The sequence below is a fragment of the Massilia arenae genome (assembly GCF_008014745.1).
Classification (GTDB): domain Bacteria; phylum Pseudomonadota; class Gammaproteobacteria; order Burkholderiales; family Burkholderiaceae_D; genus Telluria; species Telluria arenae.
This window is the reverse complement of sequence record NZ_VPFD01000002.1, coordinates 55,761-79,148: the sequence shown is the minus strand read 5'-3', so window position 1 is coordinate 79,148 and position 23,388 is coordinate 55,761. Positions and strand designations below refer to the sequence as shown.

Below are 23,388 nucleotides of genomic sequence, written 5' to 3'. Positions count from 1 at the left end.
TTATGGTTTTGGGCGACGGTCGACCACACGCCGGGCCTTGCCGGTCAGGGTGCGCTCGATGCCTTGCGGCGGCAGCAGGGTCACACGGGTAGTCACGCCGACATAGGTCTTGATGCAGTGCTGGAGGTCGCGGCACAGCGCGTCCACACTGTCTGGCGGTAGGGAGGTGTCACGCAATTCACCCAGCACTTCGAGCGTGTCCAGGTGGCCGTCACGCGCCACCACCAGCTGGTACTGCGGCGCCAGCGCCGGCATCTTGAGGATCAGTTCCTCGATCTGGCTCGGAAACACGTTCACGCCGCGGATGATCAGCATATCGTCCGAGCGACCCGTGATGCGGCCCATGCGGCGCATCGCGCGCGAGGTCGGCGCCAGCAAGCGGGTCAAATCGCGCGTGCGGTAGCGGATAATCGGCAGCGCTTCCTTGGTGAGCGAGGTGAATACCAATTCTCCCTCTTCGCCGTCCGGCAGCACTTCTCCAGTGTCGGGATCGATGATCTCGGGGTAGAAATGGTCTTCCCAGATGACGGGACCGTCCTTGCTCTCGATGCATTCGCTGGCCACGCCCGGCCCCATCACTTCGGACAGGCCATAGATGTCGACCGCATCGATGCCGGCGCGCGTCTCGATCTCGCGCCGCATCGCGTCGGTCCACGGCTCGGCACCGAAGATGCCGACCTTGAGCGACGAGCTTGCAGGGTCGATGCCCTGGCGGGTGAACTCCTCGACGATATTGAGCATGTACGAGGGCGTGACCATGATGATCGACGGCTTGAAGTCGCAGATCAGCTGCACCTGCTTCTCGGTCTGGCCGCCCGACATCGGGATCACGGTGCAACCCAGGCGCTCGGCGCCATAGTGGGCGCCCAGGCCGCCGGTGAACAGGCCATAGCCGTAGGAGATGTGCACCAGGTCGCCCTTGCGCCCGCCGGCGGCGCGGATCGAGCGCGCCACGACATTGGCCCAGGTGTCGATATCGTTTTGCGTGTAGCCGACCACGGTCGGCTTGCCGGTGGTGCCAGACGAAGCGTGCACGCGCACCACCTCTTCACGCGGCACGGCGAACAGGCCGAACGGGTAGTTGTCGCGCAGCGTCTTCTTCTCGGTGAACGGGAATTTCGCCAGGTCGGCCAGGGTCTTCAGGTCGCTCGGATGCACCCCTGCTTCGTCGAAGGCGGCGCGGTAGTGCGGCACGTTCTCATAGGCGTGCTTGAGCGTCCATTGCAGGCGCTGCAGCTGAAGCGCCTGCAGCTCGTCGCGGCTGGCGCGTTCGATCGGCTCCAGCTCGCCATCGGCGGGAATGCGTTGGACCATCTCGATCTCCTTTCAGTGTTTATTCACGCGTCCATCGGCACCAGGGTGCCGGCGACGCGGTGCGACTTTCCGCGGAACAGCGCGATCGTGCGCCCGTCCTGGTCCGTCACGGCGACGTCGTAGACGCCGGTCTTGCCCTGCAGCGCCTGCTCCACCGCCTCGGCCACCAGCACGTCGCCGGGACGGCCCGGCGCGAGGTAGTCGATGGTGCAGCCGGCGCCGACGGTATTGAAGTTGTGCGAGTTGCAGGCGAAGGCGAAGGCGCTGTCGGCCAGCATGAAGATGTAGCCGCCGTGGCAGCTGGCGTGGCCGTTAAGCATGTCGTCGCGCACCTTCATCGACATGCGCGCATAGCCGGGACGGATCTCGAGCAGTTGCATGCCGAGGCCCTGGCTGGCCGGATCGCGTTCGTACATCGTGCGGCCGGCCAGTTCGGCCAGCCGTTGCGGATCAACGTGCATGAAAGCGCGCTCCCTGCGGATCGGCAGCCAGCTTGCGGCGCAGCAGCGGCGACACGCGGTAGCGGTCTTCGCCATAGGTGGCGGCCAGGTTGGCCAGCACGGTGACGACCTGGCGCAAGCCCATGCTGTCGGCCCAGGCCAGCGGGCCGCGTGGATAGTTGACGCCCTTCTGCATCGCGATGTCGACGGCGCGGGCGCTGCACACGCCCTGGTTGACGGCATCGGCGGCCTCGTTGGCCAGCATCGCCACGGTGCGCATCACGGCCATGCCGGGCACGTCGTCCATGCGCGTGACGGCAAAGCCGGCGGCCTGGAACAAGCCGACCGCGGCCTGCCAGGCGGCGTCGCCGCACTGGTCGGCACGCGCCAGCGCGATGCGGGTGGCTCCCGCAGAGTCGAGCAGCAGGTCGAACAGGATCGTGTCGCGGTGGCCGTCCGCTTCGGCGCGCTCGGTGGCGCTGCGGCCATCGGTGAGGTAGATCGCGGCGCCTTCGCAATAGAGACCAGGTGCGGCCTCGATGGCGACCGGATCGAAACCGGCGCCACGCAGGCGTTCGGCTAGCGCATCGACCGCACCGAGGCCGCCGGCATGGCGCAGCGCCGACGGTTTCTGGCCTGGCGCCTCGGTCTGCGGCGCCAGCTTGGCGGCGTCGTCGCCGTAGCGGTAGAACCCGCGCCCCGTCTTGCGGCCCAGGAAGCCGGCGCTGACCAGTTCCTGCTGCAGGATCGAGGGCGTGAAGCGCGGGTCGTTGTAATAGGCGGCGAACACCGAGTTGGTGACCGAGAAGTTGACGTCATGGCCGATCAGGTCCATCAGCTCGAAAGGCCCCATGCGGAAACCGCCGCAATCGCGCATCACCGCGTCCAGCGTCGCCACATCGGCGGCCTGTTCCAGCAGCAGGCGCAGGGCTTCGGCGTAATACGGCCGGGCCACACGGTTGACGACGAAGCCGGGCGTCGATTTCGCATGCACCGGGCTCTTGCCCCAGCTTTCAGCGGTGGCATGGACGACGTTCGCGACCTCGCGGCCGGTGGCCAGGCCGCTAATGACCTCGACCAGCGCCATCAGCGGCACCGGGTTAAAGAAGTGCATGCCGACCAGGCGTTCAGGGTGCTGCAGTTGCGCGCCGATCGCCGTGACCGAGATCGACGAGGTGTTGGTGGCCAGGATGCAGTGCTGGCCGACGATGCCTTCCAGCTCGGCGAACAGGGCGCGCTTGGCGTCCAGGTTCTCGACGATGGCCTCGATCACGAGGACGGCGCCGGCGGCTTCGTGCAATGACGCGATGCGCTTGAGGCGTTCGCGCGCCAGGTCGGATTCGACCGCGCCCATGCGGCCCTTCTCAACCAGCTTCGCATAGGTCTTGCCGATGCCGGCGATGGCCTTGTCGGCGGCGTCAGGGCGGGTATCGAACAGCAGGACCTGATGGCCGGCGGTGGCCGCGACCTGGGCGATGCCGGCGCCCATGGCGCCGCTGCCGATGACGGCGACCGTGCTGCCTGGAGGGATGGCGTGCATGCTCATTCTCCCTTGAAATGCGGCGTGCGCTTGGCCATGAAGGCGGCCACGCCTTCGCGGTAATCATGGCTGTAGCCGAGTTCACGCATCATGCCGGCTTCGAGCTGCAGCTGGTCTTCGAGCGAGTTGGCGTAGCTGGCCTGGAAGGCTTTCTTGGTGAAGGCCAGCCCCTTCGTCGGCGCGGCGGCGAAGTGTTCGGCCATGACCATGGCTTCATCCATCAGGGCTTCGTCGGGCACGCAGCGCCAGATCAGGCCCCATTCCTCGGCCTTCTCGGCACTGAGTTTTTCGCCCAGCATGGCCAGTCCCATGGCGCGCGCGTGGCCGATCAGGCGCGGCAGGTGCCAGGTGCCGCCGGTGTCGGGGATCAGGCCCAGCTTGCTGAAGGCTTCGATGAAGCTGGCCGATTTGGCGGCCAGCACGATGTCGCAGGCCAGCGCCAGGTTGGCGCCGGCGCCGGCGGCCACGCCATTGACGGCGCAGATAACCGGCATCGGCAGGTTCTTCAAGGTGAGCACCAGCGGGGCGTAGAATTTTTCGACCGATGCGCCCAGGTCGACGCTCGGGGCGCCGGGGTCGACGGCGCGGTCGGACAGGTCCTGGCCGGCGCAGAAGCCGCGGCCGGCGCCGGTCAGGACCAGCACGCGGACCGATTTGTCGGCCTGCAGCTTATCGAGGGCGTCGCGCACCTCGAGATGCATGGCCTGGGTAAAGCTGTTCAGGCGGTCGGGCCGGCTCAACGTCAGCAGCGCGATGCCGTTCTCGATCTTGAATTGTATGGATTCGTAGGTCATTGTTGTCTCCACTATTTTCGTTATCGTTCGCCGTCGTTCCCGCCCTCGCCGGGCGCCTTGGCGGGAACCTAAGTTCTTCGCTACGCCACAAAAGTCAACTTAGGTTCCCGCCTGCGCGGGAACGACGTGCTGACGGCGCGGGCCAAGGTTGGAGTCACTCGTGGATGTCGAAATCGACGACCACCTTGTCCGTGACCGGGAAGCTCTGGCAGCTCAACACAAACCCGCGCGCCACTTCGTAGTCTTCGAGCGCGTAGTTCACGTCCATCTCGACTTCGCCGTCGAGCACCTTGCAGCGGCAGGTCGAGCAGACGCCGCCCTTGCACGAGTAGCGCATGTCGAGCCCGGCGCGCAGGCCGGCGTCCAGCAGCGATTCCTTGTCCTTGTCCATTGTGAAGCTGGCGGCGTTGCCGTCCATGATCACGGTCACTTCAGTCAGGTTTCGTGCCGCCGATTCGACCGAACGCGGCTTGCGCTCGCGGGTCGGCGCGCTGGCGGCGAACAGTTCGATCCGGATCTGCTCCTTCGGCAGGCCGGCTTCCTGCAGCGCGCGCGAGACGCCGTGCATCATGTCTTCCGGGCCGCAGATGAAGGCGACGTCGATGTCCCTGATATCGATCCAGTGGCGCAGGAACTGGCTGCACTTGTCTTTGGTGATGCGGCCGTTGAACAGTTCGATGTCCTGCTGCTCGCGGCTCATCACGTACACCAGGCGGAGGCGCCCCATGTACTGGTCCTTCAGGTCGGTCAGTTCGTCGCGGAAGATCACGCTCGACGAGGCGCGGTTGCCGTAGACGATGGTGAAGCGGCTGTCCGGCTCGGCCTGCAGCGTGGTCTTGACGATCGACAGGATCGGCGTGATGCCGCTGCCGGCGGCGAACGCCAGGTAGTGGCGGCTGCTCGCCGCGTCGAGCGGCACGTTGAAGTTGCCGCTGGGTGGCATCACGTCCAGCGTGGCGCCGGGCTGCAGGCTGTCGTTGGCCCAGCCCGAGAACAGGCCGCCGCTGCAGCGCTTGATCGCCACCCGCAGCTGCGCGTCCTGCACGGCCGAGCAGATCGAGTACGAGCGTCGCACCTCTTCGCCATCGATGGTGGCGCGCAGGGTCAGGTACTGGCCCTGGCGGTAGGCGAAGGCCTCTTTCAGCTCGGGCGGGACGTCGAAGGTGACGGCGATGGCGTCGCGCGTCTCGTGCTTCACCTTCGATACGGTCAATGGATGGAACTTGCTCATGCAGACCTCAGTGGCATTTGAAGTAGTCGAACGGCTCGCGGCAATCGAGGCACTTGTACAGCGCCTTGCACGGGGTCGAGCCGAATTCGCTGGTCAGTTGGGTGTGGGGCGAGCCGCAGTGCGGGCAGGCGACGTCGGGCGCCGCGCGGCGGCGGATGCCGGCGTGCAGGCCGCTGATGTCGATCGCCTGCTGCACCGGCGGCGCGATGCCATAGCCTTTCAGGGCAGCCTTGCCGGCCGCGCTCATCCAGTCGGTGGTCCAGGCGGGAGACAGACGGCTCTCGATGCGGACATCCTCGATGCCGTGCGCGCGCAACGCTTCGCTGACCGATTCCGAGATCACCTGCATCGCCGGGCAGCCCGAATAGGTCGGTGTGATCGTGACCAGGCATGTCTCGCCCTCCAGGCGCACGGCGCGCACGATGCCCAAGTCGACCACCGAGATGACCGGGATCTCCGGGTCGGCGACCTCGCCGAGCCAGTCCCAGACCTGTTCAACGGTGACGTCGAGGGCGGTCATTACCAGGCCGCTCCCGGATAGGCGCGCTGCAGGAACTGCATCTCGGCCAGGATGAAACCGAGGCGTTCGCTGTGGCGGCCCTGTTTGCCGCCGCGCTGCATCCAGGCGTCGGGCGACGGCATCGTCAGGGTGGCCTCGCTGAAGATGTCGGCCATGTGGTCGAGGCATTGCTTGCGAATCGCATCGACGGGCGGAGCAACTCCCTGCTCCACCATCGCATTGTCGATCTCGTCGTAGAGGAACATCTCGCCGCTGTACATCCACAGCTCGTCGAGCGCGGTCTGCATCATGGCGCGGCTCTTGTCGCTGCCATCGCCCAGGCGCACCACCAGGTCGCCGCTGCGGCGCAGGTGATAGGTTACTTCCTTGATCGACTTGGCGGCGATCTCGCGGATGCGCTCATCGCTGGATCGGGTCAGGCCGTCCATCAGGAAGTAGTGCCAGGTGTCGAACAGGAATTGGCGCGTCAGGGTGTCGGCGTAGCTGCCGTTGGGCTGCTCGACCAGCAGGCAGTTGCGGTAGTCATGGGCGTCGCGCAGGAAGGCCAGGCGGTCTTCGTCGCGGCCTTTTCCTTCGAGCTCGCCCGCATACGTCAGCCACATGCGGGTCTGGCCCAGCAGGTCGAGGGCCACGTTGGACAGGGCCATATCTTCTTCGAGCGCGGGGCCCTTGCCGACCAGCTGGCACAGTTGCTGGGAGAGGATCAGGGCGTTGTCGCCCTGGCGCAGCAGGTACTGGAATTTGGCGTCCATCTGCAGGCTCACAGGTTCTTGACTTCTTCCGGCATCGGGAAGAAGGTCGGGTGGCGGTAGACCTTGCTGTTGGCCGGCTCGAACAGCGACTCCTTGTCGGAGGGGCTGCTGGCGACGATGTCGGCGGCGCGCACGACCCAGATCGAGACGCCTTCGTTGCGGCGGGTGTAGACGTCGCGTGCGTTGTTGATCGCCATTTCGGCGTCAGGGGCGTGCAGGCTGCCGACATGCTTGTGGGCGAGGCCGTGCTGGCTGCGGATGAAAACTTCCCACAGGGGCCATTCTTTGCTCATTGTTGTCTCCGTGATGGCGTTCGGGTAGGTCGAGCGTGTGCTGAACGCGTGGACGGCGGAGCCGTCCACCCTACGCTGCGGCTTTTTTGGCGGCTTGCTTGTCGGCGTGGGCGACCAGGGCGTCGCGGAACCATTCGCCGTCGTCCCAGGCTTTGACACGCGTGCGCAGGCGCTCGCGGTTGCAGGGGCCGTTGCCTTTCAGGACGTTGTAGAACTCGGACCAGTCGATCTCACCGAAATCGTAGGAGCCGCGTTCGGCATTCCACTTGAGGTCGGGATCGGGCACCGTCAGGCCCAGGTATTCGGCTTGCGGCACGGTCTGGTCGACCATGCGCTGGCGCAGCTCGTCGTTCGAGAACAGCTTGATGCGCCAGGCCGTCGATTGCGCGCTGTTGACCGATTCGGCGTCGGACGGACCGAACATCATCAGCGAAGGCCACCACCAGCGGTTGAGCGCATCCTGCGCCATCGCCTTCTGCTCCGGCGTGCCCTTGGCCAGCGCCATCATGATGTCGTAGCCCTGGCGCGCGTGGAAGGATTCTTCCTTGCAGACGCGGACCATGGCGCGCGCATACGGGCCGTACGAGCAGCGGCACAGCGGGATCTGGTTGATGATGGCCGAGCCATCCACCAGCCAGCCGATCGCGCCCATGTCGGCCCAGCTCAGCGTCGGATAGTTGAAGATGCTCGAATATTTGGCCTTGCCGGAGTGCAGGGCCTGCAGCAGCTCGTCGCGCGAGACGCCCAGCGTCTCGGCGGCGCTGTACAGATAGAGGCCGTGGCCGGCCTCGTCCTGGATCTTGGCCAGCAGCACCGACTTGCGCTGCAGGGTCGGCGCGCGCGTCACCCAGTTACCTTCCGGGAGCTGGCCAACGATTTCGGAATGCGCGTGCTGCGAAATCTGGCGGATCAGCGTCTTGCGGTACGCTTCCGGCATCCAGTCCTTCGGTTCGATCTTGATCCCGGCGTCGATGCGCGCCTGGAACGCCTGCTCTTCGGCGCTCATGTCCTGTTCTGTGCGGACTTTCTTGAGGCCGGTCTCCACCATTTGTGCGTACATAGCTTCCCCCGTGGTTCTCTACAATTGCAAACCCGTCCAAATCATAATACGATACAAAAAACTTGATGTACACAATAATTTTGAATCATATCGCAGCACGAAAAATTGACCGCAATCATGAAACGACTCTCCAGCACTGAGTGGATCGCCCACCACCTGGCCCTCGATCCGCCACGCCACAAGTCGCTGGTGGTGACCGTGTGCGGCGACACGATCGCCCCGCATGGCGGCGCCTTCTGGCTGGGCAGCATGATCGAGCTGGTGGGCCCGCTCGGCGTCGGCGACCGGCTGGTGCGCACCAGCGTGTTCCGCCTGGTGCAGGAAGGCTGGCTGACGGCCAGCCGCGAAGGCCGGCGCAGCCGCTATGCGATCGAGCCCAAGGCGCTGCCCCGCTTCGAGCGCGCCAACCGCCGCATCTATTCGGCGCCGGGCCTGGACTGGGACGGGCGCTGGACCTTCGTGCTGGCGCCGCATGGCAAGAGCGCCAGCATCGACAGCGAGCTGCGCACCCTGCTGCGCAAGGAACTCGAGTGGGAGGGTTTTGCGATGCTGGCGACGGGAGTGATGGCGCATCCGGCGCCCGAGCGCGACACGCTGCGCGAGATCCTGGCACGCGCGGATGCCGTCGACAAGGTCTTCGTGTGCCAGGTCGACGAGCTGCCAGGCATGGGATCGCGCCCGCTGCCCGAGCTGGTGGGCGACTGCTGGAATCTCGACGCGGTGGTGACTGCCTATCGCGGCTTCATCGAGCGCTTCGCGCCGCTGCCCGACATGCTGGGCCAGGGCGATGTGAGGCCCGAGGATGCGTTCGCGATCCGTACCCTCTTGATTCACGCCTACCGGCGGGTACAGCTGCACGACCCGATGCTGCCACTGGCCCTGCTGCCGCAGCCGTGGCCGGGGACCGACGCCTACGCGCTGGCGCGCGAGATCTACCGCCTGTGCCACGCGCGCGCCGAGGAGCACGTGCTGGCCATGCTGCGCAAGGAAGACGCGGCGACGCCGGATGCCGACGCCGCCTATCACGGACGCTTCGGCGGTCTGCGCGATTGATTACGCCGGGCTTGCGACGGTGAAGCGCGCCCGCACATGGCGCGGCTGTTCGATCTCGTCGGCGATCGCGAGCGCCAGGTCGGCCACCGCGATACCGGCCGGCTTGTCGCCGTCCATCAGCAAGTCTTCGCCGCCGACACGGTAGCCGCCGGTCGCCTCGCCCTGTCCCAGCATCGCGGGCGGGCTGAGGAAGGTCCAGTCCAGCGTGGTATTTGCGCGCAGCGTGTTCAGCGCGTCGCGCGCTGCCTGCGCGCCCGGCACGATATTGGGCGGCACGTGGTCGACAAATTCGGGCGTGTCGACCAGTTGCACGCCAGGCGCCACGAACAGGCTGCCGGCGCCGCCGACCACCAGCAGGCGCCGCACGCCGCCGAGTTCGACGCCACGCTCGATGGCCGCGCTGCCGCGCATGAAGTTGTCGTACAGGGTGGGATCGTTCCAGCCAGGATTGAAGGCCGAGACGACGGCATCGTGACCGCGCACGGCGGCCGCGATCGCATCGGCGTCATAGGCGTCGGCCACCGCCGCGGTCAGGCCGGGCTGCGGCGCCAGCTTCGACGGATCGCGCACCAGCGCCGTGACCTGGTGACCGCGTTGCAGGAGAGTAGTAAGGACGGCGGCGCCGACGAAGCCGGTGGCGCCGATCAGGGCGATGTTCATGCGTGACTCCAATGATGTGATCGATCCGCCTACGATATCGGCTTCACGATAAGGCGATAAGATGGCTGCATCCACTATCACCTTGAAGCCAGGCTAATAGATGAACGACCTGAAACCCTATGCGGTATTCGCCGAAACGGTCTCGAGCGGCTCGATGAGCGCCGCCGCGCGCCGGCTGGGCATGAGCCCGTCCGCCGTCAGCCAGACCATCCGCGCGCTCGAGCGGCAGGCCGGTGTGACGCTGCTGTACCGCTCGACACGCAAGCTGACCCTGACCGAGGCCGGCGCGCGCTGCTATCCGCACTGCCTGCGCTTGCTCGAAGCGGCCAATGCGGCCAACGACTCGCTGCTGCATGCGCGCGACGCGCCGAGCGGCGAGCTGCGGGTGGCGGCGCCGGTGGGCTTCGGCCTGCACATCGCGCCGGCCCTGGCGCCGGTGCTGGCCGCGTGGCCGCAGCTGCGCCTGCGGCTGCTGGTCGACGACGCCATGATCGACCTGATCGACGCCCGCATCGACATCGCCATCCGCGCCGGCCGCCTGCCCGATTCGGGCTGGATAGCACGCCGCCTGTGCCGGTTCGAGGTGATCGTGTGTGCGGCGCCGGCCTATATCGAACGCCACGGCATGCCGGACACGCCGCGTGCGCTATCAAACCATCACTGGCTGGGGTCGATGCGCCAGGCAGTCGAGTCGAAAGGCGACGACGGCGTGCCATCCATGGAGCTCGACCTGCGGCAGGGGGAGCAGCGCGAGCACATGCGCGTCGGCGTGCGCATCCTCAGCAACAACCAGCTCTCGCTGCAGCAGATGTGCGAACAGGGAATGGGCCTTGCGCTGCTGGGCCATGCCGACGTCCACCCCGCCCTCGAACGTGGCGCCCTGGTGCGCGTGCTGCCGCACTGGCAGTTGCCGGCACTGCCGGTGGCGGCCATGACGCCGCGGCGCGACGGCGATCCGGCCAAGGTAAAGGTTGCGCTGGACGCCCTGCAGCGTCATTTCGCCGCCCTGCCCGGCGCCAGGCCCGCCTAGCGAGGGATTATCGAAAACGGGTATCATCGATGCTTCAACGTACCTTCCCAACACAGGACAACACCATGTCTATCAAGATCAGCAGCCAATTCGACGCTGGCGCCATCGAGGTCGTGAACGCCACCAGCGCCAACGCCATCGACCTGAACATCCGCAAGGACTCGCACGCCGACATCATCCAGTGGTTCTACTTCCGCCTGCAGGGCGCGCAAGGCGAAGCCTGCTCCATCCGCCTGCTCAACGCCGGCAACGCCGCTTATACGGCCGGCTGGGAAGGCTACCAGGCGATGGCAAGCTACGACCGCGTCAACTGGTTCCGCGTGCCGACCTCGTTCGATGGCCAGGTGCTCACCATCGAGCACACCCCGGGCATGGACAGCGTCTACTACGCGTATTTCGAGCCATATTCGTGGGAACGCCACCTGGAGCTGCTGGACCGCGCCCAGATGGCCGAGAACGTGCGCATGCTCGACCTGGGCTCGACCGTCGATGGTCGCGACCTGAACATGCTGGTGATCGGCGAGCCGGCCGAGGGTAAAAAGAAGGTGTGGGTGATCGCGCGCCAGCACCCGGGCGAGACGATGGCCGAATGGTTCGTCGAGGGCATGCTCGACGCGCTGCTGGATCCGGCCCACCCGTTCGGGCGCCAGTTATTGAAAGAGTCGGTGTTCTACGTGGTGCCGAACATGAATCCGGACGGCTCGGTGCGCGGCAACCTGCGCACCAATGCGGCCGGCGCCAACCTCAACCGCGAATGGCTCAAGCCGAGCATGGAGCGCAGCCCCGAGGTCTTCCTGGTGCTGCAGAAAATGCACGAGACTGGCGTCGACCTGTGCCTGGACGTGCACGGCGACGAAGGCCTGCCCTATGTGTTCGTGGCCGGCAGCGAATCGCTGCCGAACTTCACCAAGGAACAGGGAGAAGCACAAGACCGCTTCATCGCCGATTTCAAGATCGCCAGCCCGGACTTCCAGGACGTGCACGGCTACGGCGCCACGCCGTACACCGAAGAGACCCTGACCATGGGTTCGCCGCACATCACCCACGCCTTCGGCTGCCTGTCGCTCACCCTGGAACTGCCATTCAAGGACAACGCCAACGACCCGGATCCGCAAGTCGGCTGGGACGGCGCACGCAGCGCGCGCCTGGGCGCCGCGGTGCTGCAGCCGGTGCTGAACGCGATCCGCGCGGTCAAGTAATTCAGATCCGCCAATAAAAAAAACGCTCCGCAAGACGGAGCGTTTTTTTCGCGCTGAACAGAAGGCTTACAGATCCACGCCCAGGTGCGTCTTGACCCACGCATTCGCATCCGCGATGCTGTCGAAATGCAGGGTCGCGATCGCGGTTTTATCGGACGCCAGGAAAGTAGCGTAGACCTTGCGGCTGTCCGCGCCGGCCGAACTGAGCAGGTCGGATTGCGGGGCCAGCTCGACGGTGGCCACCAGGTCGAGATTGAGCAGCACCGTCTTGGGGCTGCTTTCCTTGTCGATGCGGACGAATCGGCCCATGGCGTGCTCCTCTTTCAGTTACCGGCCACGACCATCTTCTCGATCAGGATCGAGCCGGTGGTCTTGTTGCCGCGTACGAGGGTATCGTTACCGACGGCAACGATTTGCTGGAACATCTCACGCATATTGCCGGCGATGGTGATCTCTTCGACCGGATACTGGATGATGCCGTTCTCGACCCAGTAGCCCGACGCGCCGCGCGAATAGTCGCCGGTCACGTAGTTGACGCCCTGGCCCATCAGTTCGGTCACCAGCAGGCCGGTGCCGAGTTTACGCAGCATGCCTTCGAAATCGTCGCTGCGGCGGGTGTCCTTGGAGACGATCTCGAGATTGTGCGAGCCGCCGGCATTGCCGGTGGTTTTCATGCCCAACTTGCGCGCCGAATACGAGGACAGGAAGTACCCCTGCAGCACGCCATCGGCGATCACCTTGCGGCGCACGGTCTTGACGCCCTCTTCGTCGAACGGGGCCGAGCCGACCGCGCCGACCAGGTGCGGGTCTTCGACGATCTGGATGTGCGAGGGGAAGACCTGCTTGCCCAGGGTATCGAGCAGGAAGGTCGACTTGCGGTACAGCGCGCCGCCCGACACCGCTTGCACGAAGGCGCCCAAGAGGCCCGCGGCCAGCGGCGCTTCGAACAGCACCGGGCAGGTGCGGGTATTGAGTTTGCGCGCATTCAGGCGCGCCAGCGCGCGCTCGGCGGCGTAGCGGCCCACTTTCTCGGGCTTGGCCAGTTCCTTCGGGTTGCGCGACGAGGTGTACCAGTCGTCGCGCTGCATCTGATTGCCCTTGCCGGCGATCGGCGCCACCGAGATCGTGTGGCGCGAGAACGGGTAGCCGCCGATGAAGCCGCGCGAGTTGGCGCCGACGAAATGCGATTGCTGGACGTAGACGCTGGCGCCTTCGCTGTTGGTGATGCGCTTGTCGACCTCGAAGGCGGCGTTTTCGCAGCGCTTGGCCAGCTCCACCGCTTCTTCGGTGCTGATCTGCCATGGGTAGAACAGGCGCAGATCACGCGGCGCCAGCTCCAGCAGATCGGCATCGGGCAGGCCGGCGCAATCGTCCTCGGCGGTGAAGCGGGCGATGTTGGCGGCCGCCTCCACCGTCGCCTTGAGCGAGCCGGTCGAGAAATCGGAGGTGCTGGCATTGCCGCGGCGCTGTCCAACGTAGACGGTGACGCCCAGGCCCTTGTCTTTGTTTTGCTCGATCGTCTCGATGTTGCCTTTACGCACAGAAATCGACAAACCGCTCCCTTCGCTGATCTCGACCGAGGCGTCGGTCGCGCCCTGCTCGCGGGCGAACGCCAGTACGTCGCGCGCCAGCTGTTTGAGCTGATCCTGGGTGTGGGTAAAAGCGTTGTCGTTCATAGGTGTTTTTCGTGGCAGGCCCTAAAACAGTTATCATAGCAGCCGTTTACAGTTTTCACTGATCGGCCCCGCGCCAATCAAATCCATTCATATCATGCCTAATCCAAATCGCGGCTCCGTCGGCTTCCAGTCGAACGAGTTCGAACCCGAATACGACCGCCCTTCCAAGTCGGAACTCAAGCGCCAGTCGAATGAGTTGCAAAAGCTCGGCGAACAGCTCGTCGAGGCACCGCGCGACCGCGTCAAGCGCGTGCCGATGCCGGAAGACATTCGCGATGTCATCCTTGAAACCCAGACCATCACCAACCACGAAGGCCGCCGCCGCGCCATGCAGTTCGTGGGCAAGAAGATGCGCACCCTGGACGAGGAAGAAGTCGCCATCATCCAGCGCACCATCGACAGCTGGAAAGGCGCATCGAAAGCCGAGACGGCGTCGCTGCACGCGCTCGAGCGCCGCCGCGAGAAGCTGCTGGCCGACGACAAGGCGCTGACCGTCCTGCTCGAAGAGAATCCTGAACTCGACGTCCAGCACCTGCGCACCCTGATCCGCAACGCGCGCAAGGAAGTGGCCGAGTCCAAGCCGCCGAAGGCCTACCGCGAAATCTTCCAGATCCTGAAGGACCTGGGCAAGAAGAAGAAAGCCGACGCTGAAGAAGAGGCCAACGATGACGAGTCAGACGACGAGTAATCAGGAACTGGTGATCGGCCTGGTGTCGGTCTCCGACCGCGCCAGCGGTGGCGTCTATGAAGACAAGGGCATCCCGGCGCTGAACGAGTGGCTGGCGGGGGCGATCACCACGCCATTTCGGGTCGAGACGCGATTGATCCCGGACGACCGCGCCGCTATCGAGGCGACCCTGGTCGAGCTGGTCGATAGCGCCCGCTGCCACCTGGTGCTGACCACCGGGGGCACCGGTCCGGCGCGGCGCGACGTCACGCCCGAGGCCACGCTGGCCGTCGCCACCAAGGAAATGCCCGGCTTCGGCGAGCAGATGCGCCAGATCAGCCTGCGCTTCGTGCCGACCGCGATCCTGTCGCGCCAGACCGCGGTCATTCGCGAAACTGCTGACCACGCGGCCCTGATCATGAACCTGCCGGGCCAGCCGAAGTCGATCAAGGAAACCCTCGAGGGACTGAAGGACGACGCCGGCAACACGGTCGTCGGCGGCATTTTTGCGGCCGTTCCCTACTGCATCGACCTGATTGGCGGTCCGTACATGGAAACCGATCCGGTGGTGAGCAAGACCTTCCGTCCCAAATCGGCGCTGCGTGCGCCTGCTGTTTAAACAAGAGAGCCTATGAGCCAGCTGCTGGAAAACATTGAAGTCGAGACCGCGCCGAACCCGGAAATCGCCATCATCTGGCTGCACGGCCTGGGCGCCGACGGCAACGACTTCGTGCCGATGGTGCGCGAACTGGACCTGGCCGGCCTGCCGGGCATCCGCTTCGTGTTCCCGCATGCGAACACGATGCCGGTGACGATCAACGGCGGCTACGTGATGCGCTCCTGGTACGACATCGTCGCCACCGACCTGGTGCGGCGCGAAGACGAAGCCGGCCTGCGCGCCTCGCAGCTGCAGGTCGAAGCGCTGATCGCCCGCGAAAAATCGCGCGGCATCCCGGCCTCGCGCATCATCCTGGCCGGCTTCTCGCAGGGCTGCGCGATGACCCTGCAGACCGGCCTGCGCCACCCGGAACCGCTGGCCGGCATGATGTGCCTGTCGGGCTACCTGCCGCTGGCAAGCGTGGCCGGCGCCGAGCGCCATGAAGCCAGCCTGGCCACGCCGATCTTCATGGCGCATGGCGTGCAGGATCCGGTGGTGCCGTTCGCACGCGCCGAAGATTCGCGCAAGGTGCTCGAGTCGCTCGGCTACCAGGTCGAGTGGCACGCCTATCAGATGCAGCACACGCTGTGCCTGGAAGAGGTGCAGGATATCGCCAAGTGGATTCGCAAGGTCGTTGCATAACACCCTGCGGCGGCGCGGTCACGTCGACAGCGCTGCCTCCACAGCATCGCTCAGGCGCGACACGATCTCCGACAGATCGGCCGGCGTCGCAATGAACGGCGGCGCCAGCAGCACATGGTCGCCGTGCTGCCCATCGATCGTTCCCCCCATCGGATAGACCAGCAGGCCGCGCGCCATCGCCTCGGCCTTGATCGCCGCATGCAGCTTGCGCTCGGGATCGAACGGCTCCTTCGTCTCCCTGTCGCGCACGAATTCCAGCGCCAGCAGCAGCCCGCGTCCGCGGATGTCGCCCACGTGTTCGTGCACCCCGAACACATCGCCCAGCATGCGGCGCAGCACCGCGCCGCGGCTGCGCACGCGCGCCAGCAAGTCGTCGCGCTCGATCACCTGCTGCACCGCCAGCGCCGCGGCGGCGGCCACCGGATGGCCGATATAGGTGTGCCCGTGCTGGAACATGCCGCTGCGGCTGCGCAGGCACTCGACGATCGCCTTGTGCGCCAGCACCGCACCGATCGGCTGGTAGCCGGCGCCCAGGCCCTTGGCCACGGCCACGATGTCAGGCGCCACGCCGTCCTGCTCGATCGCGTACATGGTGCCGGTGCGGCCCATGCCGCACATGACTTCGTCGGCGATGAGCAGGATGCGATGGCGGTCGCATATCTCTCGCACGCCCTGGAAGTAGCCCGGCGTGGGCGGGATCGCGCCGCCGGTCGCCCCCACTACCGGCTCGGCCACGAAGGCGATGATGTTCTCGGGCCCGGCGCGCAGGATGGCCGTCTCCAGTTCGTCGAGCAGGCCGGCGGTGTAGTCGTCGACGCTGACGCCGTCGGCGCGGCCGCGGTACTCGTAGCAGGCCGATACCCGCAGCGCATCCTTCAATAGCGGAGCGAAGGCGCGCCGCCGCCACTCGTTGCCGCCCACTCCCAGCGCACCCAGCGTATTGCCGTGGTAGCTCTGGCGCCGCGCCAGGAAGCGGGTGCGCTGCGGCTCGCCCATCTCGACCCAGTACTGGCGCGCCAGCTTGAGCGCGGTCTCCATCGCCTCGGAGCCGCCGGAGACGAAATACACGCCGCCCATATCTTGCGGCCCGCCCTCGACCAGGCGCTTGGCCAGCTGCTCGGCCACGTCGGTGGTGAAGAAGGCAGTGTGGGCGTAGGCGCAGCGGTCGATCTGGCGGTGCATGGCGGTGATCACGTCCGGGTGGCCGTGGCCCAGCGAAGAGACGGCGGCACCGCTGCTGGCGTCGATGTAGGTCTTGCCGTTGGTGTCGACGAGCGTGATGCCCTCGCCGCCGGCCGCGAGGGGCGGCACCTGGCGCAGGCTGCGATGGATGATGTGGCTCATGAACGCTTACCTCCAGTGGGGTCGACACTTGACGATAAGCGGGCGGGCGACGGCTTCTTTTGATTTTTAGCGCGGGCCGTGCGAATATTTCTGTGGATTCACTTTTGGTGCAACACATGAGTGAGCAGATGAGCGAACGCCTGGGCCCCATCCCGGATCACGCACTGAGCGAGGCCCAGCGCGCCGCCGCGCAGGAGATCGCCGCAGGCCCGCGCGGCGCCGTCTACGGCCCCTTCGTGCCGCTGCTGCGCAGTCCCGAGCTGATGAGCCATGCGCAGCGCATGGGCGAGTACCTGCGCTACCGCAGCGCGATCGGGGTGCGTTTGTCCGAGCTGGCGATCCTGGTGACGGCGCGCCAGTGGGACCAGCAGGTGGAGTGGGCGATCCATGCGCCGATCGCGGCCCAAGTGGGGATTCCGTCGTCGGTGATCACCGCCATCGCGGCGCGCGAGCGGCCGGGCGACATGCTGGTGGACGAGGCGGTGGTGCACGACTTCTGCGTCGAGCTGCACGAGCACAAGACGGTGTCGGACCGGGTATATGCCGACGCGCTGGCGCTGTTCGGCGAGCAGGGCGTGGTCGACCTCATCGGGATCAACGGCTACTACACCCTGCTCGCCATGGTGATGAATACGGCGCGCACCAGCGTGCCCGAGGAGGGCGCGTGGCGCATGCCGGATTGACCCTTATTTCGGGAAGGCGACCACGTCCGCCTGCTGCTCACCCAAACCCGCGATCCCCAGGCGCAGCTGGTCGCCCTTCTTGAGGAAGCGCTGCGGCGAGCGGCCCATGCCCACGCCCGGCGGGGTGCCGGTGGTGATGATGTCGCCCGGTTCCAGGGTCATGAAGCGCGATACATAGCTGACGATCTGCGCCACGCTGAAGATCATGCTCGCCGTGTTCCCGGTCTGCATGCGCTTGCCGTTCAGCTCCAGATAGAGGTCGAGGTCCTGCACGTCGTAGATCTCGTCGCGCGTGACCAGGAAGGGGCCGACCGGGCCGAAGGTGTCGCAGCCTTTACCTTTATCCCACTGCGAGCCCATCTCGAACTGGAAGGCGCGTTCCGAGACGTCGTTGACCACGCAGTAGCCGGCCACGTATTTCAGCGCTTCTTCTTCGCTCACGTACTGTGCACGGGCACCGATGATCACGCCCAGTTCGACTTCCCAGTCGGTCTTCTTCGAGCCTTTCGGCAGCTGAATCGCATCGTCCGGGCCGCTCAGGGAGCTGATCGCCTTGGTGAAGAACACCGGCTCGCTCGGCATCGTGGACTTGGTCTCGGCGACGTGGTCGGCGTAGTTCATGCCGATGCCGATGAATTTGCCGACGCCCTTGACCGGCACGCCCAGGCGCGGATTGCCGCGCACCAGCGGCAGGGTTTTATGGTCGATCTTCGCCAGCTTGCGCAGCGCCTTGTCCCCCAGTACCGACGCATCGATGTCGTCGATGATGCCGGACAGGTCGCGCAGGCGGCCCTCTTCGTCGAACAGGCCCGGTTTTTCTTTGCCCGGGCGGCCATAGCGCACCAATCTCATGTCAATCTTCCTCGATCGTGAACGTGCAGGCCGTGGGCGGCCCGCATCAAACCGGGGATGATACCAAGGATCGGCCTATTGACTGAGTAGATAGGCGCTGATGTCGATCGCATCGCGCTCGCTCACGCCCATGGCCGGCATCGCATTGCCCGGGTCGATGGCTTGTGGATCCATGATCCAGCGCACCAGATTAGCCTGGGTGTTCGGCACCTTGCCGGCGATGTAGCGGCGCTCGGCCATGTCCTCGAGCGGACGGCCGACATAGACTTTCGAACCGGCGATGCTGGGCACCGCGTGGCAGGAATGGCAGGCGTACTGGGTCAGCGCGACCATGCCGCGTTCGGGGTCGCCCTGGATGCCGGGCGCCGGCCGCGTCGGGCCGCAGGCGGCCACCAGCATGGCCAGCGCCATCATGGCGGGAATGCGTGCTGCGGTCATGGCGCCTCCCCCTCGGTTACGGTTGCCGCCGCTGCCCCGGTAGAGGTCATGCGGCGAAAATCTTCCTGCGTCATGTTCGGCATGGACGACACGAACGCCACCACGGCCCAGATATCGTTGTCGCTCAGGTGGTATTCCCAGGCCGGCATGCCGCTCATCTTGATGCCATTGCGCGTGATCCAGTACAGCTCGCGCGTTTCCCAGTTGACGTCGGCGTCGACCAGCGGCCCCGGCACCGGCTGCATGCTCATGCCCTGCTTGAGCGGCGCCACACCCGGCCCGCCATGGCACTGGATGCAGTTGGCCTTGTAGACGGCGGCGCCGCGCAGCAGCTGCTCCGGCGCGCCCAGTCCCTCGGGCACCTGGATATCGCGCGCATGGTTCTGCACCGAGTACTGCAAGCCTTCCTCGAAGACGGTATAGATCAGCGGGTAGTGCTGCTGGGTGGCGGCGATGTTGTAGAAGCCGCCGCGCAGGACGATCAGTCCGATGACGGCGCCGATCAGTCCCGCCCCCAGCAGGGTCAGCACCATGGTCTTGACAATAAGTCGTGCGCGATTGGATAGCATAACCTAGGGCGTTCAGTTAAAAAAATGACATCTAATTTCTTGTATTATAAAAGCCACAGCCTTTTCACGAAAAATCAACCGTGCGCATGAATATCTGTCAATACGGCCGTCCATCCCTGCTCCGCGCCAGCGCCCTGCTGCTGTGCGCGGCGCTGGCGAGCGCTTGCAGCAGCCAGGACCAGCCCAGCCGTGTCGAAGGCGGCGATCCCGAGCGCGGCCGCTTGCTGACCCAGCAATACCAGTGCGCGGCCTGCCATTTCATTCCCGAGGTGCAGGGCACGAACGGCGACGCCGGCCCGTCGCTGCAATACATGGGCCGCCTGAGCTATATCGCGGGTAGCATCCCGAACCAGCCCGAGAACATGGTGCGCTTCCTGCGCAACCCTCCCGCGGTCAAGCCCGGCACGCTGATGCCGGCGCTCGGCATTTCCGAAGAAGATGCGCGTCATATGGCCGCCTTCATGTACACGCTGAAATGAGCGAGCTGCGATGAACGACCTGCAATCCGTCCTCCACCCGGCAGGCGCCGATGCCGCCATCATTCACCAGTTCACCTGGGTGCTGTTTGTCGGCGGCACGCTGATCTTCGTCTTCGTGATGGCCTTGCTGACCCTGGCCATGCGGCGCCAGGCGCGCCCGATCCGGCCCGCCATCTGGATCTTCGGCGCCGGCATCGCCTTCCCGGTCATGGTGCTCACCGCCCTCCTCGCCTGGAGCACCTGGCGCAGCGCGCAGCTGGCGCCGCAGACTTCGCACGACGCGATGACGATCTCGGTCACCGGCAAGATGTGGTGGTGGGAAGTACGCTACCGCGACCCGGCGACCAACCGCGAGATCATCACCGCCAATGAAATCCACATCCCGGTCGGCGAGTCGGTCTACCTGGGCATGACGGCGTCCGACGTGATCCACAGCCTGTGGGTGCCGGCCCTGGCCGGCAAGCGCGACATGATCCCGGGCCGCGTGACGGGCCTGACCCTGCGCGCCGACAAGGCGGGCGTGTATCGCGGCCAGTGCGCCGAGTACTGCGGCGAGCAGCATGCGCGCATGGCCTTCCACGTGATCGCCCTGCCGCGCCCCGAATTCGACGCCTGGCTGGCGCGCCAGGCGCAACCCGCGCTGCCGGCCGATACCACGGTGCTGCAGCGCGGCCGCGAGGCCTTCCTGGCGCAGCAATGCCAGGCCTGCCACACGATCCGCGGCGTCACCGACGTGCCGCCGTTCTCCGAGCAAGCGAGGATCGCAGACACCTCGCGCCTGGGCCCCGACCTGACCCACGTCGGCAGCCGCCGCGAGATCGCGGCCGGCACCCTGCGTAACCACCGTGGCACGCTGGCCGGCTGGATCGCCGACCCGCAAGCCATCAAGCCGGGCGTGTTCATGCCGCCTTCACAAGACCTGGACGGCGAGACCCTGCGCGCACTGGCCACTTACCTCGAGCACCTGAAATGACGACGCGCGACGCTACCTTGAACGACGACGCTTTACCCAATCCCCTGCCACGCCCGCCGCTGGAGCTGACCCGCCTCGAAGAAGTCTGGGAAACCCCGCGCGGCTGGCGCTTCTTCAAGTCGGTCAACAACACCAATATCGGCCTGCTGTACATCGGCACGGCGATCCTGTTCTTCATCTTGGCCGGCATCCTGGCCCTGATCATGCGGGTGCAGCTGGCGGTGCCGGACAACGACCTGGTGGCGGCCAGCACCTATAACCAGATCTTCACGATGCATGGCACCGTGATGATGTTCCTGTTCGCGATCCCGATCGTCGAGGCGATCGCGGTCTATCTGCTACCGAACATGCTGGGGGCGCGCGATCTACCCTTCCCCCGCTTGTCGGCGTACGCCTTCTGGGCCTATGCCTTCGGCGGCCTGGCCTTCTTCTGCACCCTGTTCTGGGGCCTCGCGCCGGACGGCGGCTGGTTCATGTATCCGCCGCTGACCGGCATGAAGTATTCGCCCGGCCTGAACGCCGACTTCTGGCTGCTGGGGATCGGCTTCATCGAGATCTCGGCGATCGCTGGCGCGATCGAACTGATCGTCGGCATCCTGTTCACCCGCGCGCCGGGCATGACACTGCGCCGCATGCCGGTCTACGCCTGGGCGATGCTGGTGGTGGGCGTGATGATCATCATCGCCTTCCCGGCCGTGATCGCCGGCACCGCGCTGCTCGAACTCGAGCGCGCCTTCAATATGCCGATCTTCGATCCGGAGCGCGGCGGCGACCCGTTGATCTGGCAGCACCTGTTCTGGTTCTTCGGCCACCCCGAGGTCTACATCATCTTCCTGCCGGCGGCCGGCATGATCTCGACCATGATCCCCACCATTGCCCAGAACCGCCTGGTGGGACGGCGCGTGATCGTGGTGGCGCTGGTTGGCGTGGGCATCTTCAGCTTCGGCCTGTGGGCCCACCACATGTTCACCGCCGGCCTGGGCGTGCTCGAGATGAGCCTGATCTCGGCGGCCAGCATGGCGGTCGCGATCCCCACCGGCATCCAGGTGTTCGGCTGGATCGCCACATTATGGAGCGGGCGCATCAAGCTGAATGCTCCTACTCTCTTTATGCTCGGCTTCATGTTCATCTTCGTGCTGGGCGGGCTGACCGGCGTGATGGTGGCCGTGATCCCGTTCGACTGGCAGGTGCACGACACCTATTTCATCGTGGCCCACCTGCACTATGTGCTGATCGGCGGCATGGTGTTCCCGGTGTTCGCCGCCATCTATTACTGGATGCCGCTGGTGAACGGCAACCAGATGTCCGAGCGCTGGGCCAAGCCGATCTTCTGGCTGCTGTTCGGCGGCTTCAACATCACCTTCTTCCCGATGCACTTCACGGGCCTGTACGGCATGCCGCGCCGGGTGTATACCTACTCGCACGAGATGGGCTGGGACTGGCTCAATATGATCTCGACCGTCGGCGCCTTCATGTTCGCCTTCGGCATCCTGGGCATGATCGTCGACGCCACCCGCACCCTGCGCCGTCCGGAGAAAAAGACGGGCAATCCGTGGAATGCGGCCACGCTCGAATGGCTTCCCAACGAAGACTACGGCAACCGCAGCATCCCGATCATCACCTCCGACGATCCGCTGTGGGACCAGCCGACCCTGTCGAAGGAAGTCGAAGAAGGCCGCCACTACCTGCCCGGCACCGTTACTGGCCGCCGCGAAACGATCGCCACCAGCCCGGTGAGCGCGACACCCAACTACCTGATGATCCTGCCCGGCGACAGCTGGCTGACCGTGATCGGCGCCGCCGGCACCGCCGGATTCTTCCTGCTGCTGACCGTGAAGGCGATGGTGCTGGCCTTCATCTGCGGCTTCATCGCCATCGCTTCCATCATCGGCTGGCTGTGGCAGTCGGATCGCAGCGTCAATATGACGCACGCTCCGATCGGCGGCGGCATCAAGCTGCCGATCGGCGCGGTTGGTGCGGCCTCGCATTCGTGGTGGGGCACCTTCATCATGCTGATCGTGATCTACGGGATCTTCTGGTCCTTCGCCTACACCTACATCCACACCTCGATGCGGCTCGAAATCTGCCCGCCGCCGGGCGCCTCGCTGCCCGACGGGACGTACACCATCGGCGCGGCCGCCCTGCTGCTGCTCGGCTCCGCCCTGGTCTGGTTCAGCGGCCGCCTGAAGGGCCATGGCATGGCCTGGACCACGCTGGCGGCGCTGGCCTGCACCACAGGCGCCTTCCTGCTCGACGTGCACAGTTGGCGCCTGGTACACCTGGACGGCACCAAGGACGCGTGGAGCGCCTCGATCTCGATCATGCTCGGCTTCCAGGGCGTGATGCTGTTCGTGCTGCTGCTGGCCGCGCCCTACTTGTGCGTGCGCGCCTGGCGCGGCCTGGTCAAGCCGGAAAACCGCGCCACGCGCGACAATATCGCGCTGATCTGGCACTACGTGACGCTGCAGGGCCTGACCGCCATGGTGGTGATCCGCGGCCTGCTGCTGGTGATGGATTGACT

General features: G+C 65.8%; 26 protein-coding genes. 10 read left to right on the top strand and 16 right to left on the bottom strand.

All coding sequences use genetic code 11. From position 1 onward, the window contains the following. The 9 genes from paaK to paaA all read right to left on the bottom strand — a co-directional run bounded on the left by paaK (position 1) and on the right by paaA (position 7,944). On the bottom strand, positions 1–1,314 hold the full coding sequence (gene paaK, locus FVD38_RS01775; protein WP_147933262.1) for a phenylacetate--CoA ligase PaaK: 1,314 nt from the start codon (positions 1,312–1,314) through the stop codon (positions 1–3). 23 nt (positions 1,315–1,337) lie between these two features. Beyond that, positions 1,338–1,775: a hydroxyphenylacetyl-CoA thioesterase PaaI gene (gene paaI, locus FVD38_RS01770; RefSeq protein ID WP_147933261.1), complete on the bottom strand. Its 438-nt coding sequence runs from the start codon at positions 1,773–1,775 to the stop codon at positions 1,338–1,340. Then, positions 1,765–3,294 carry a 3-hydroxyacyl-CoA dehydrogenase PaaH gene (gene paaH / locus FVD38_RS01765; RefSeq protein ID WP_147933260.1) on the bottom strand — a complete coding sequence of 510 codons (1,530 nt, stop codon included), beginning with the start codon at positions 3,292–3,294 and terminating at the stop codon, positions 1,765–1,767. Before paaH ends, paaI begins: the two co-directional genes overlap by 11 nt. Positions 3,295–3,296: 2 nt before the next feature. After that, positions 3,297–4,088, bottom strand: coding sequence for a 2-(1,2-epoxy-1,2-dihydrophenyl)acetyl-CoA isomerase PaaG (paaG, locus tag FVD38_RS01760; protein ID WP_147933259.1), 792 nt, complete (start codon positions 4,086–4,088; stop codon positions 3,297–3,299). A 154-nt stretch (positions 4,089–4,242) separates the two neighbouring features. Further along, positions 4,243–5,319: a 1,2-phenylacetyl-CoA epoxidase subunit PaaE gene (paaE, locus tag FVD38_RS01755; protein WP_147933258.1), complete on the bottom strand. Its 1,077-nt coding sequence runs from the start codon at positions 5,317–5,319 to the stop codon at positions 4,243–4,245. A gap of 7 nt (positions 5,320–5,326) precedes the next feature. Next, positions 5,327–5,839: a 1,2-phenylacetyl-CoA epoxidase subunit PaaD gene (gene paaD / locus FVD38_RS01750; RefSeq protein ID WP_147933257.1), complete on the bottom strand. Its 513-nt coding sequence runs from the start codon at positions 5,837–5,839 to the stop codon at positions 5,327–5,329. Beyond that, a complete protein-coding gene (gene paaC / locus FVD38_RS01745) occupies positions 5,839–6,591 on the bottom strand; it encodes a 1,2-phenylacetyl-CoA epoxidase subunit PaaC (protein WP_147933256.1) in 753 nt (250 codons plus the stop codon). Before paaC ends, paaD begins: the two co-directional genes overlap by 1 nt. Positions 6,592–6,599: 8 nt before the next feature. After that, positions 6,600–6,884, bottom strand: a complete 285-nt coding sequence (gene paaB / locus FVD38_RS01740; RefSeq protein WP_147933255.1) for a 1,2-phenylacetyl-CoA epoxidase subunit PaaB — start codon at positions 6,882–6,884, stop codon at positions 6,600–6,602. A gap of 70 nt (positions 6,885–6,954) precedes the next feature. Beyond that, positions 6,955–7,944, bottom strand: coding sequence for a 1,2-phenylacetyl-CoA epoxidase subunit PaaA (gene paaA, locus FVD38_RS01735; protein ID WP_147933254.1), 990 nt, complete (start codon positions 7,942–7,944; stop codon positions 6,955–6,957). 117 nt (positions 7,945–8,061) lie between these two features. On the opposite strand from paaA, the gene paaX reads away from it, so the two are divergent. Next, positions 8,062–8,997, top strand: a complete 936-nt coding sequence (paaX, locus tag FVD38_RS01730) for a phenylacetic acid degradation operon negative regulatory protein PaaX (RefSeq protein WP_147933253.1) — start codon at positions 8,062–8,064, stop codon at positions 8,995–8,997. Here the strand turns inward: paaX and FVD38_RS01725 are convergent, their stop codons facing one another. Continuing rightward, complete coding sequence (locus tag FVD38_RS01725; RefSeq protein ID WP_147933252.1) at positions 8,998–9,657, bottom strand: NAD(P)-dependent oxidoreductase; 660 nt, start codon at positions 9,655–9,657, stop codon at positions 8,998–9,000. It abuts the gene before it with no gap. A 100-nt stretch (positions 9,658–9,757) separates the two neighbouring features. Between FVD38_RS01725 and FVD38_RS01720 the strand changes: the two genes are divergently transcribed. Together FVD38_RS01720 and FVD38_RS01715 are read left to right on the top strand one after the other, a co-directional pair. After that, positions 9,758–10,687, top strand: a complete 930-nt coding sequence (locus tag FVD38_RS01720; RefSeq protein ID WP_147933251.1) for a LysR family transcriptional regulator — start codon at positions 9,758–9,760, stop codon at positions 10,685–10,687. A 65-nt stretch (positions 10,688–10,752) separates the two neighbouring features. Further along, positions 10,753–11,886: a M14 family metallopeptidase gene (locus FVD38_RS01715; RefSeq protein ID WP_123068820.1), complete on the top strand. Its 1,134-nt coding sequence runs from the start codon at positions 10,753–10,755 to the stop codon at positions 11,884–11,886. A 66-nt stretch (positions 11,887–11,952) separates the two neighbouring features. Here FVD38_RS01715 and FVD38_RS01710 read toward each other — a convergent pair whose 3' ends face one another. Further along, complete coding sequence (locus tag FVD38_RS01710; RefSeq protein WP_123068821.1) at positions 11,953–12,195, bottom strand: hypothetical protein; 243 nt, start codon at positions 12,193–12,195, stop codon at positions 11,953–11,955. A gap of 14 nt (positions 12,196–12,209) precedes the next feature. Next, positions 12,210–13,562: a metalloprotease PmbA gene (gene pmbA / locus FVD38_RS01705; protein WP_147933250.1), complete on the bottom strand. Its 1,353-nt coding sequence runs from the start codon at positions 13,560–13,562 to the stop codon at positions 12,210–12,212. A 94-nt stretch (positions 13,563–13,656) separates the two neighbouring features. Here pmbA and yjgA point away from each other — a divergent pair, with 94 nt between their 5' ends. Genes yjgA through FVD38_RS01690 form a run of 3 tightly spaced genes read left to right on the top strand, consistent with a single transcriptional unit; the run spans position 13,657 to position 15,529 of the window. Beyond that, positions 13,657–14,250 carry a ribosome biogenesis factor YjgA gene (gene yjgA, locus FVD38_RS01700; RefSeq protein WP_123068823.1) on the top strand — a complete coding sequence of 198 codons (594 nt, stop codon included), beginning with the start codon at positions 13,657–13,659 and terminating at the stop codon, positions 14,248–14,250. Next, positions 14,228–14,848 (top strand): molybdopterin adenylyltransferase, encoded by a 621-nt coding sequence (gene mog / locus FVD38_RS01695; RefSeq protein ID WP_147933249.1) that lies wholly within the window; start codon positions 14,228–14,230, stop codon positions 14,846–14,848. Before yjgA ends, mog begins: the two co-directional genes overlap by 23 nt. 12 nt (positions 14,849–14,860) lie before the next feature. Continuing rightward, positions 14,861–15,529 carry an alpha/beta hydrolase gene (locus tag FVD38_RS01690; RefSeq protein WP_147933248.1) on the top strand — a complete coding sequence of 223 codons (669 nt, stop codon included), beginning with the start codon at positions 14,861–14,863 and terminating at the stop codon, positions 15,527–15,529. Positions 15,530–15,547: 18 nt separating this feature from the next. Here FVD38_RS01690 and FVD38_RS01685 read toward each other — a convergent pair whose 3' ends face one another. After that, positions 15,548–16,873, bottom strand: a complete 1,326-nt coding sequence (locus FVD38_RS01685; RefSeq protein WP_147933247.1) for an aspartate aminotransferase family protein — start codon at positions 16,871–16,873, stop codon at positions 15,548–15,550. Between the two features lie 128 nt (positions 16,874–17,001). Here FVD38_RS01685 and FVD38_RS01680 point away from each other — a divergent pair, with 128 nt between their 5' ends. Beyond that, on the top strand, positions 17,002–17,556 hold the full coding sequence (locus tag FVD38_RS01680; protein WP_147933419.1) for a carboxymuconolactone decarboxylase family protein: 555 nt from the start codon (positions 17,002–17,004) through the stop codon (positions 17,554–17,556). 3 nt (positions 17,557–17,559) lie between these two features. Here FVD38_RS01680 and FVD38_RS01675 read toward each other — a convergent pair whose 3' ends face one another. The 3 genes from FVD38_RS01675 to FVD38_RS01665 form a co-directional block, all read right to left on the bottom strand. Further along, positions 17,560–18,408 carry a fumarylacetoacetate hydrolase family protein gene (locus tag FVD38_RS01675; RefSeq protein ID WP_147933246.1) on the bottom strand — a complete coding sequence of 283 codons (849 nt, stop codon included), beginning with the start codon at positions 18,406–18,408 and terminating at the stop codon, positions 17,560–17,562. Between the two features lie 75 nt (positions 18,409–18,483). After that, positions 18,484–18,846 carry a c-type cytochrome gene (locus tag FVD38_RS01670; protein WP_147933245.1) on the bottom strand — a complete coding sequence of 121 codons (363 nt, stop codon included), beginning with the start codon at positions 18,844–18,846 and terminating at the stop codon, positions 18,484–18,486. Continuing rightward, positions 18,843–19,379 carry a c-type cytochrome gene (locus tag FVD38_RS01665; RefSeq protein WP_187271453.1) on the bottom strand — a complete coding sequence of 179 codons (537 nt, stop codon included), beginning with the start codon at positions 19,377–19,379 and terminating at the stop codon, positions 18,843–18,845. Before FVD38_RS01665 ends, FVD38_RS01670 begins: the two co-directional genes overlap by 4 nt. 122 nt (positions 19,380–19,501) lie before the next feature. On the opposite strand from FVD38_RS01665, the gene FVD38_RS01660 reads away from it, so the two are divergent. The 3 genes from FVD38_RS01660 to ctaD are packed head-to-tail and all read left to right on the top strand — an operon-like array spanning position 19,502 to position 23,386. After that, the gene (locus FVD38_RS01660) at positions 19,502–19,894 is read left to right on the top strand and encodes a c-type cytochrome (RefSeq protein ID WP_147933243.1); all 393 of its coding nucleotides are present in this window, start codon (positions 19,502–19,504) and stop codon (positions 19,892–19,894) included. Between the two features lie 10 nt (positions 19,895–19,904). After that, positions 19,905–20,867, top strand: a complete 963-nt coding sequence (gene coxB, locus FVD38_RS01655; RefSeq protein WP_147933242.1) for a cytochrome c oxidase subunit II — start codon at positions 19,905–19,907, stop codon at positions 20,865–20,867. Next, positions 20,864–23,386, top strand: a complete 2,523-nt coding sequence (ctaD, locus tag FVD38_RS01650) for a cytochrome c oxidase subunit I (protein WP_147933241.1) — start codon at positions 20,864–20,866, stop codon at positions 23,384–23,386. The genes coxB and ctaD overlap by 4 nt, the downstream gene beginning before the upstream one ends. Positions 23,387–23,388 lie beyond the last annotated feature (2 nt).

Bases quoted from the DNA above. Each gene is read 5' to 3' on its own strand.
- paaK (WP_147933262.1), bottom strand. From the start codon at position 1,314: ATGGTCCAACGCATTCCCGCCGATGGCGAGCTGGAGCCGATCGAACGC.
- paaI (WP_147933261.1), bottom strand. From the start codon at position 1,775: ATGCACGTTGATCCGCAACGGCTGGCCGAACTGGCCGGCCGCACGATG.
- paaH (WP_147933260.1), bottom strand. From the start codon at position 3,294: ATGCACGCCATCCCTCCAGGCAGCACGGTCGCCGTCATCGGCAGCGGC.
- paaG (WP_147933259.1), bottom strand. From the start codon at position 4,088: ATGACCTACGAATCCATACAATTCAAGATCGAGAACGGCATCGCGCTG.
- paaE (WP_147933258.1), bottom strand. From the start codon at position 5,319: ATGAGCAAGTTCCATCCATTGACCGTATCGAAGGTGAAGCACGAGACG.
- paaD (WP_147933257.1), bottom strand. From the start codon at position 5,839: ATGACCGCCCTCGACGTCACCGTTGAACAGGTCTGGGACTGGCTCGGC.
- paaC (WP_147933256.1), bottom strand. From the start codon at position 6,591: ATGGACGCCAAATTCCAGTACCTGCTGCGCCAGGGCGACAACGCCCTG.
- paaB (WP_147933255.1), bottom strand. From the start codon at position 6,884: ATGAGCAAAGAATGGCCCCTGTGGGAAGTTTTCATCCGCAGCCAGCAC.
- paaA (WP_147933254.1), bottom strand. From the start codon at position 7,944: ATGTACGCACAAATGGTGGAGACCGGCCTCAAGAAAGTCCGCACAGAA.
- paaX (WP_147933253.1), top strand. From the start codon at position 8,062: ATGAAACGACTCTCCAGCACTGAGTGGATCGCCCACCACCTGGCCCTC.
- FVD38_RS01725 (WP_147933252.1), bottom strand. From the start codon at position 9,657: ATGAACATCGCCCTGATCGGCGCCACCGGCTTCGTCGGCGCCGCCGTC.
- FVD38_RS01720 (WP_147933251.1), top strand. From the start codon at position 9,758: ATGAACGACCTGAAACCCTATGCGGTATTCGCCGAAACGGTCTCGAGC.
- FVD38_RS01715 (WP_123068820.1), top strand. From the start codon at position 10,753: ATGTCTATCAAGATCAGCAGCCAATTCGACGCTGGCGCCATCGAGGTC.
- FVD38_RS01710 (WP_123068821.1), bottom strand. From the start codon at position 12,195: ATGGGCCGATTCGTCCGCATCGACAAGGAAAGCAGCCCCAAGACGGTG.
- pmbA (WP_147933250.1), bottom strand. From the start codon at position 13,562: ATGAACGACAACGCTTTTACCCACACCCAGGATCAGCTCAAACAGCTG.
- yjgA (WP_123068823.1), top strand. From the start codon at position 13,657: ATGCCTAATCCAAATCGCGGCTCCGTCGGCTTCCAGTCGAACGAGTTC.
- mog (WP_147933249.1), top strand. From the start codon at position 14,228: ATGACGAGTCAGACGACGAGTAATCAGGAACTGGTGATCGGCCTGGTG.
- FVD38_RS01690 (WP_147933248.1), top strand. From the start codon at position 14,861: ATGAGCCAGCTGCTGGAAAACATTGAAGTCGAGACCGCGCCGAACCCG.
- FVD38_RS01685 (WP_147933247.1), bottom strand. From the start codon at position 16,873: ATGAGCCACATCATCCATCGCAGCCTGCGCCAGGTGCCGCCCCTCGCG.
- FVD38_RS01680 (WP_147933419.1), top strand. From the start codon at position 17,002: ATGAGCGAACGCCTGGGCCCCATCCCGGATCACGCACTGAGCGAGGCC.
- FVD38_RS01675 (WP_147933246.1), bottom strand. From the start codon at position 18,408: ATGAGATTGGTGCGCTATGGCCGCCCGGGCAAAGAAAAACCGGGCCTG.
- FVD38_RS01670 (WP_147933245.1), bottom strand. From the start codon at position 18,846: ATGACCGCAGCACGCATTCCCGCCATGATGGCGCTGGCCATGCTGGTG.
- FVD38_RS01665 (WP_187271453.1), bottom strand. From the start codon at position 19,379: ATGGTGCTGACCCTGCTGGGGGCGGGACTGATCGGCGCCGTCATCGGA.
- FVD38_RS01660 (WP_147933243.1), top strand. From the start codon at position 19,502: ATGAATATCTGTCAATACGGCCGTCCATCCCTGCTCCGCGCCAGCGCC.
- coxB (WP_147933242.1), top strand. From the start codon at position 19,905: ATGAACGACCTGCAATCCGTCCTCCACCCGGCAGGCGCCGATGCCGCC.
- ctaD (WP_147933241.1), top strand. From the start codon at position 20,864: ATGACGACGCGCGACGCTACCTTGAACGACGACGCTTTACCCAATCCC.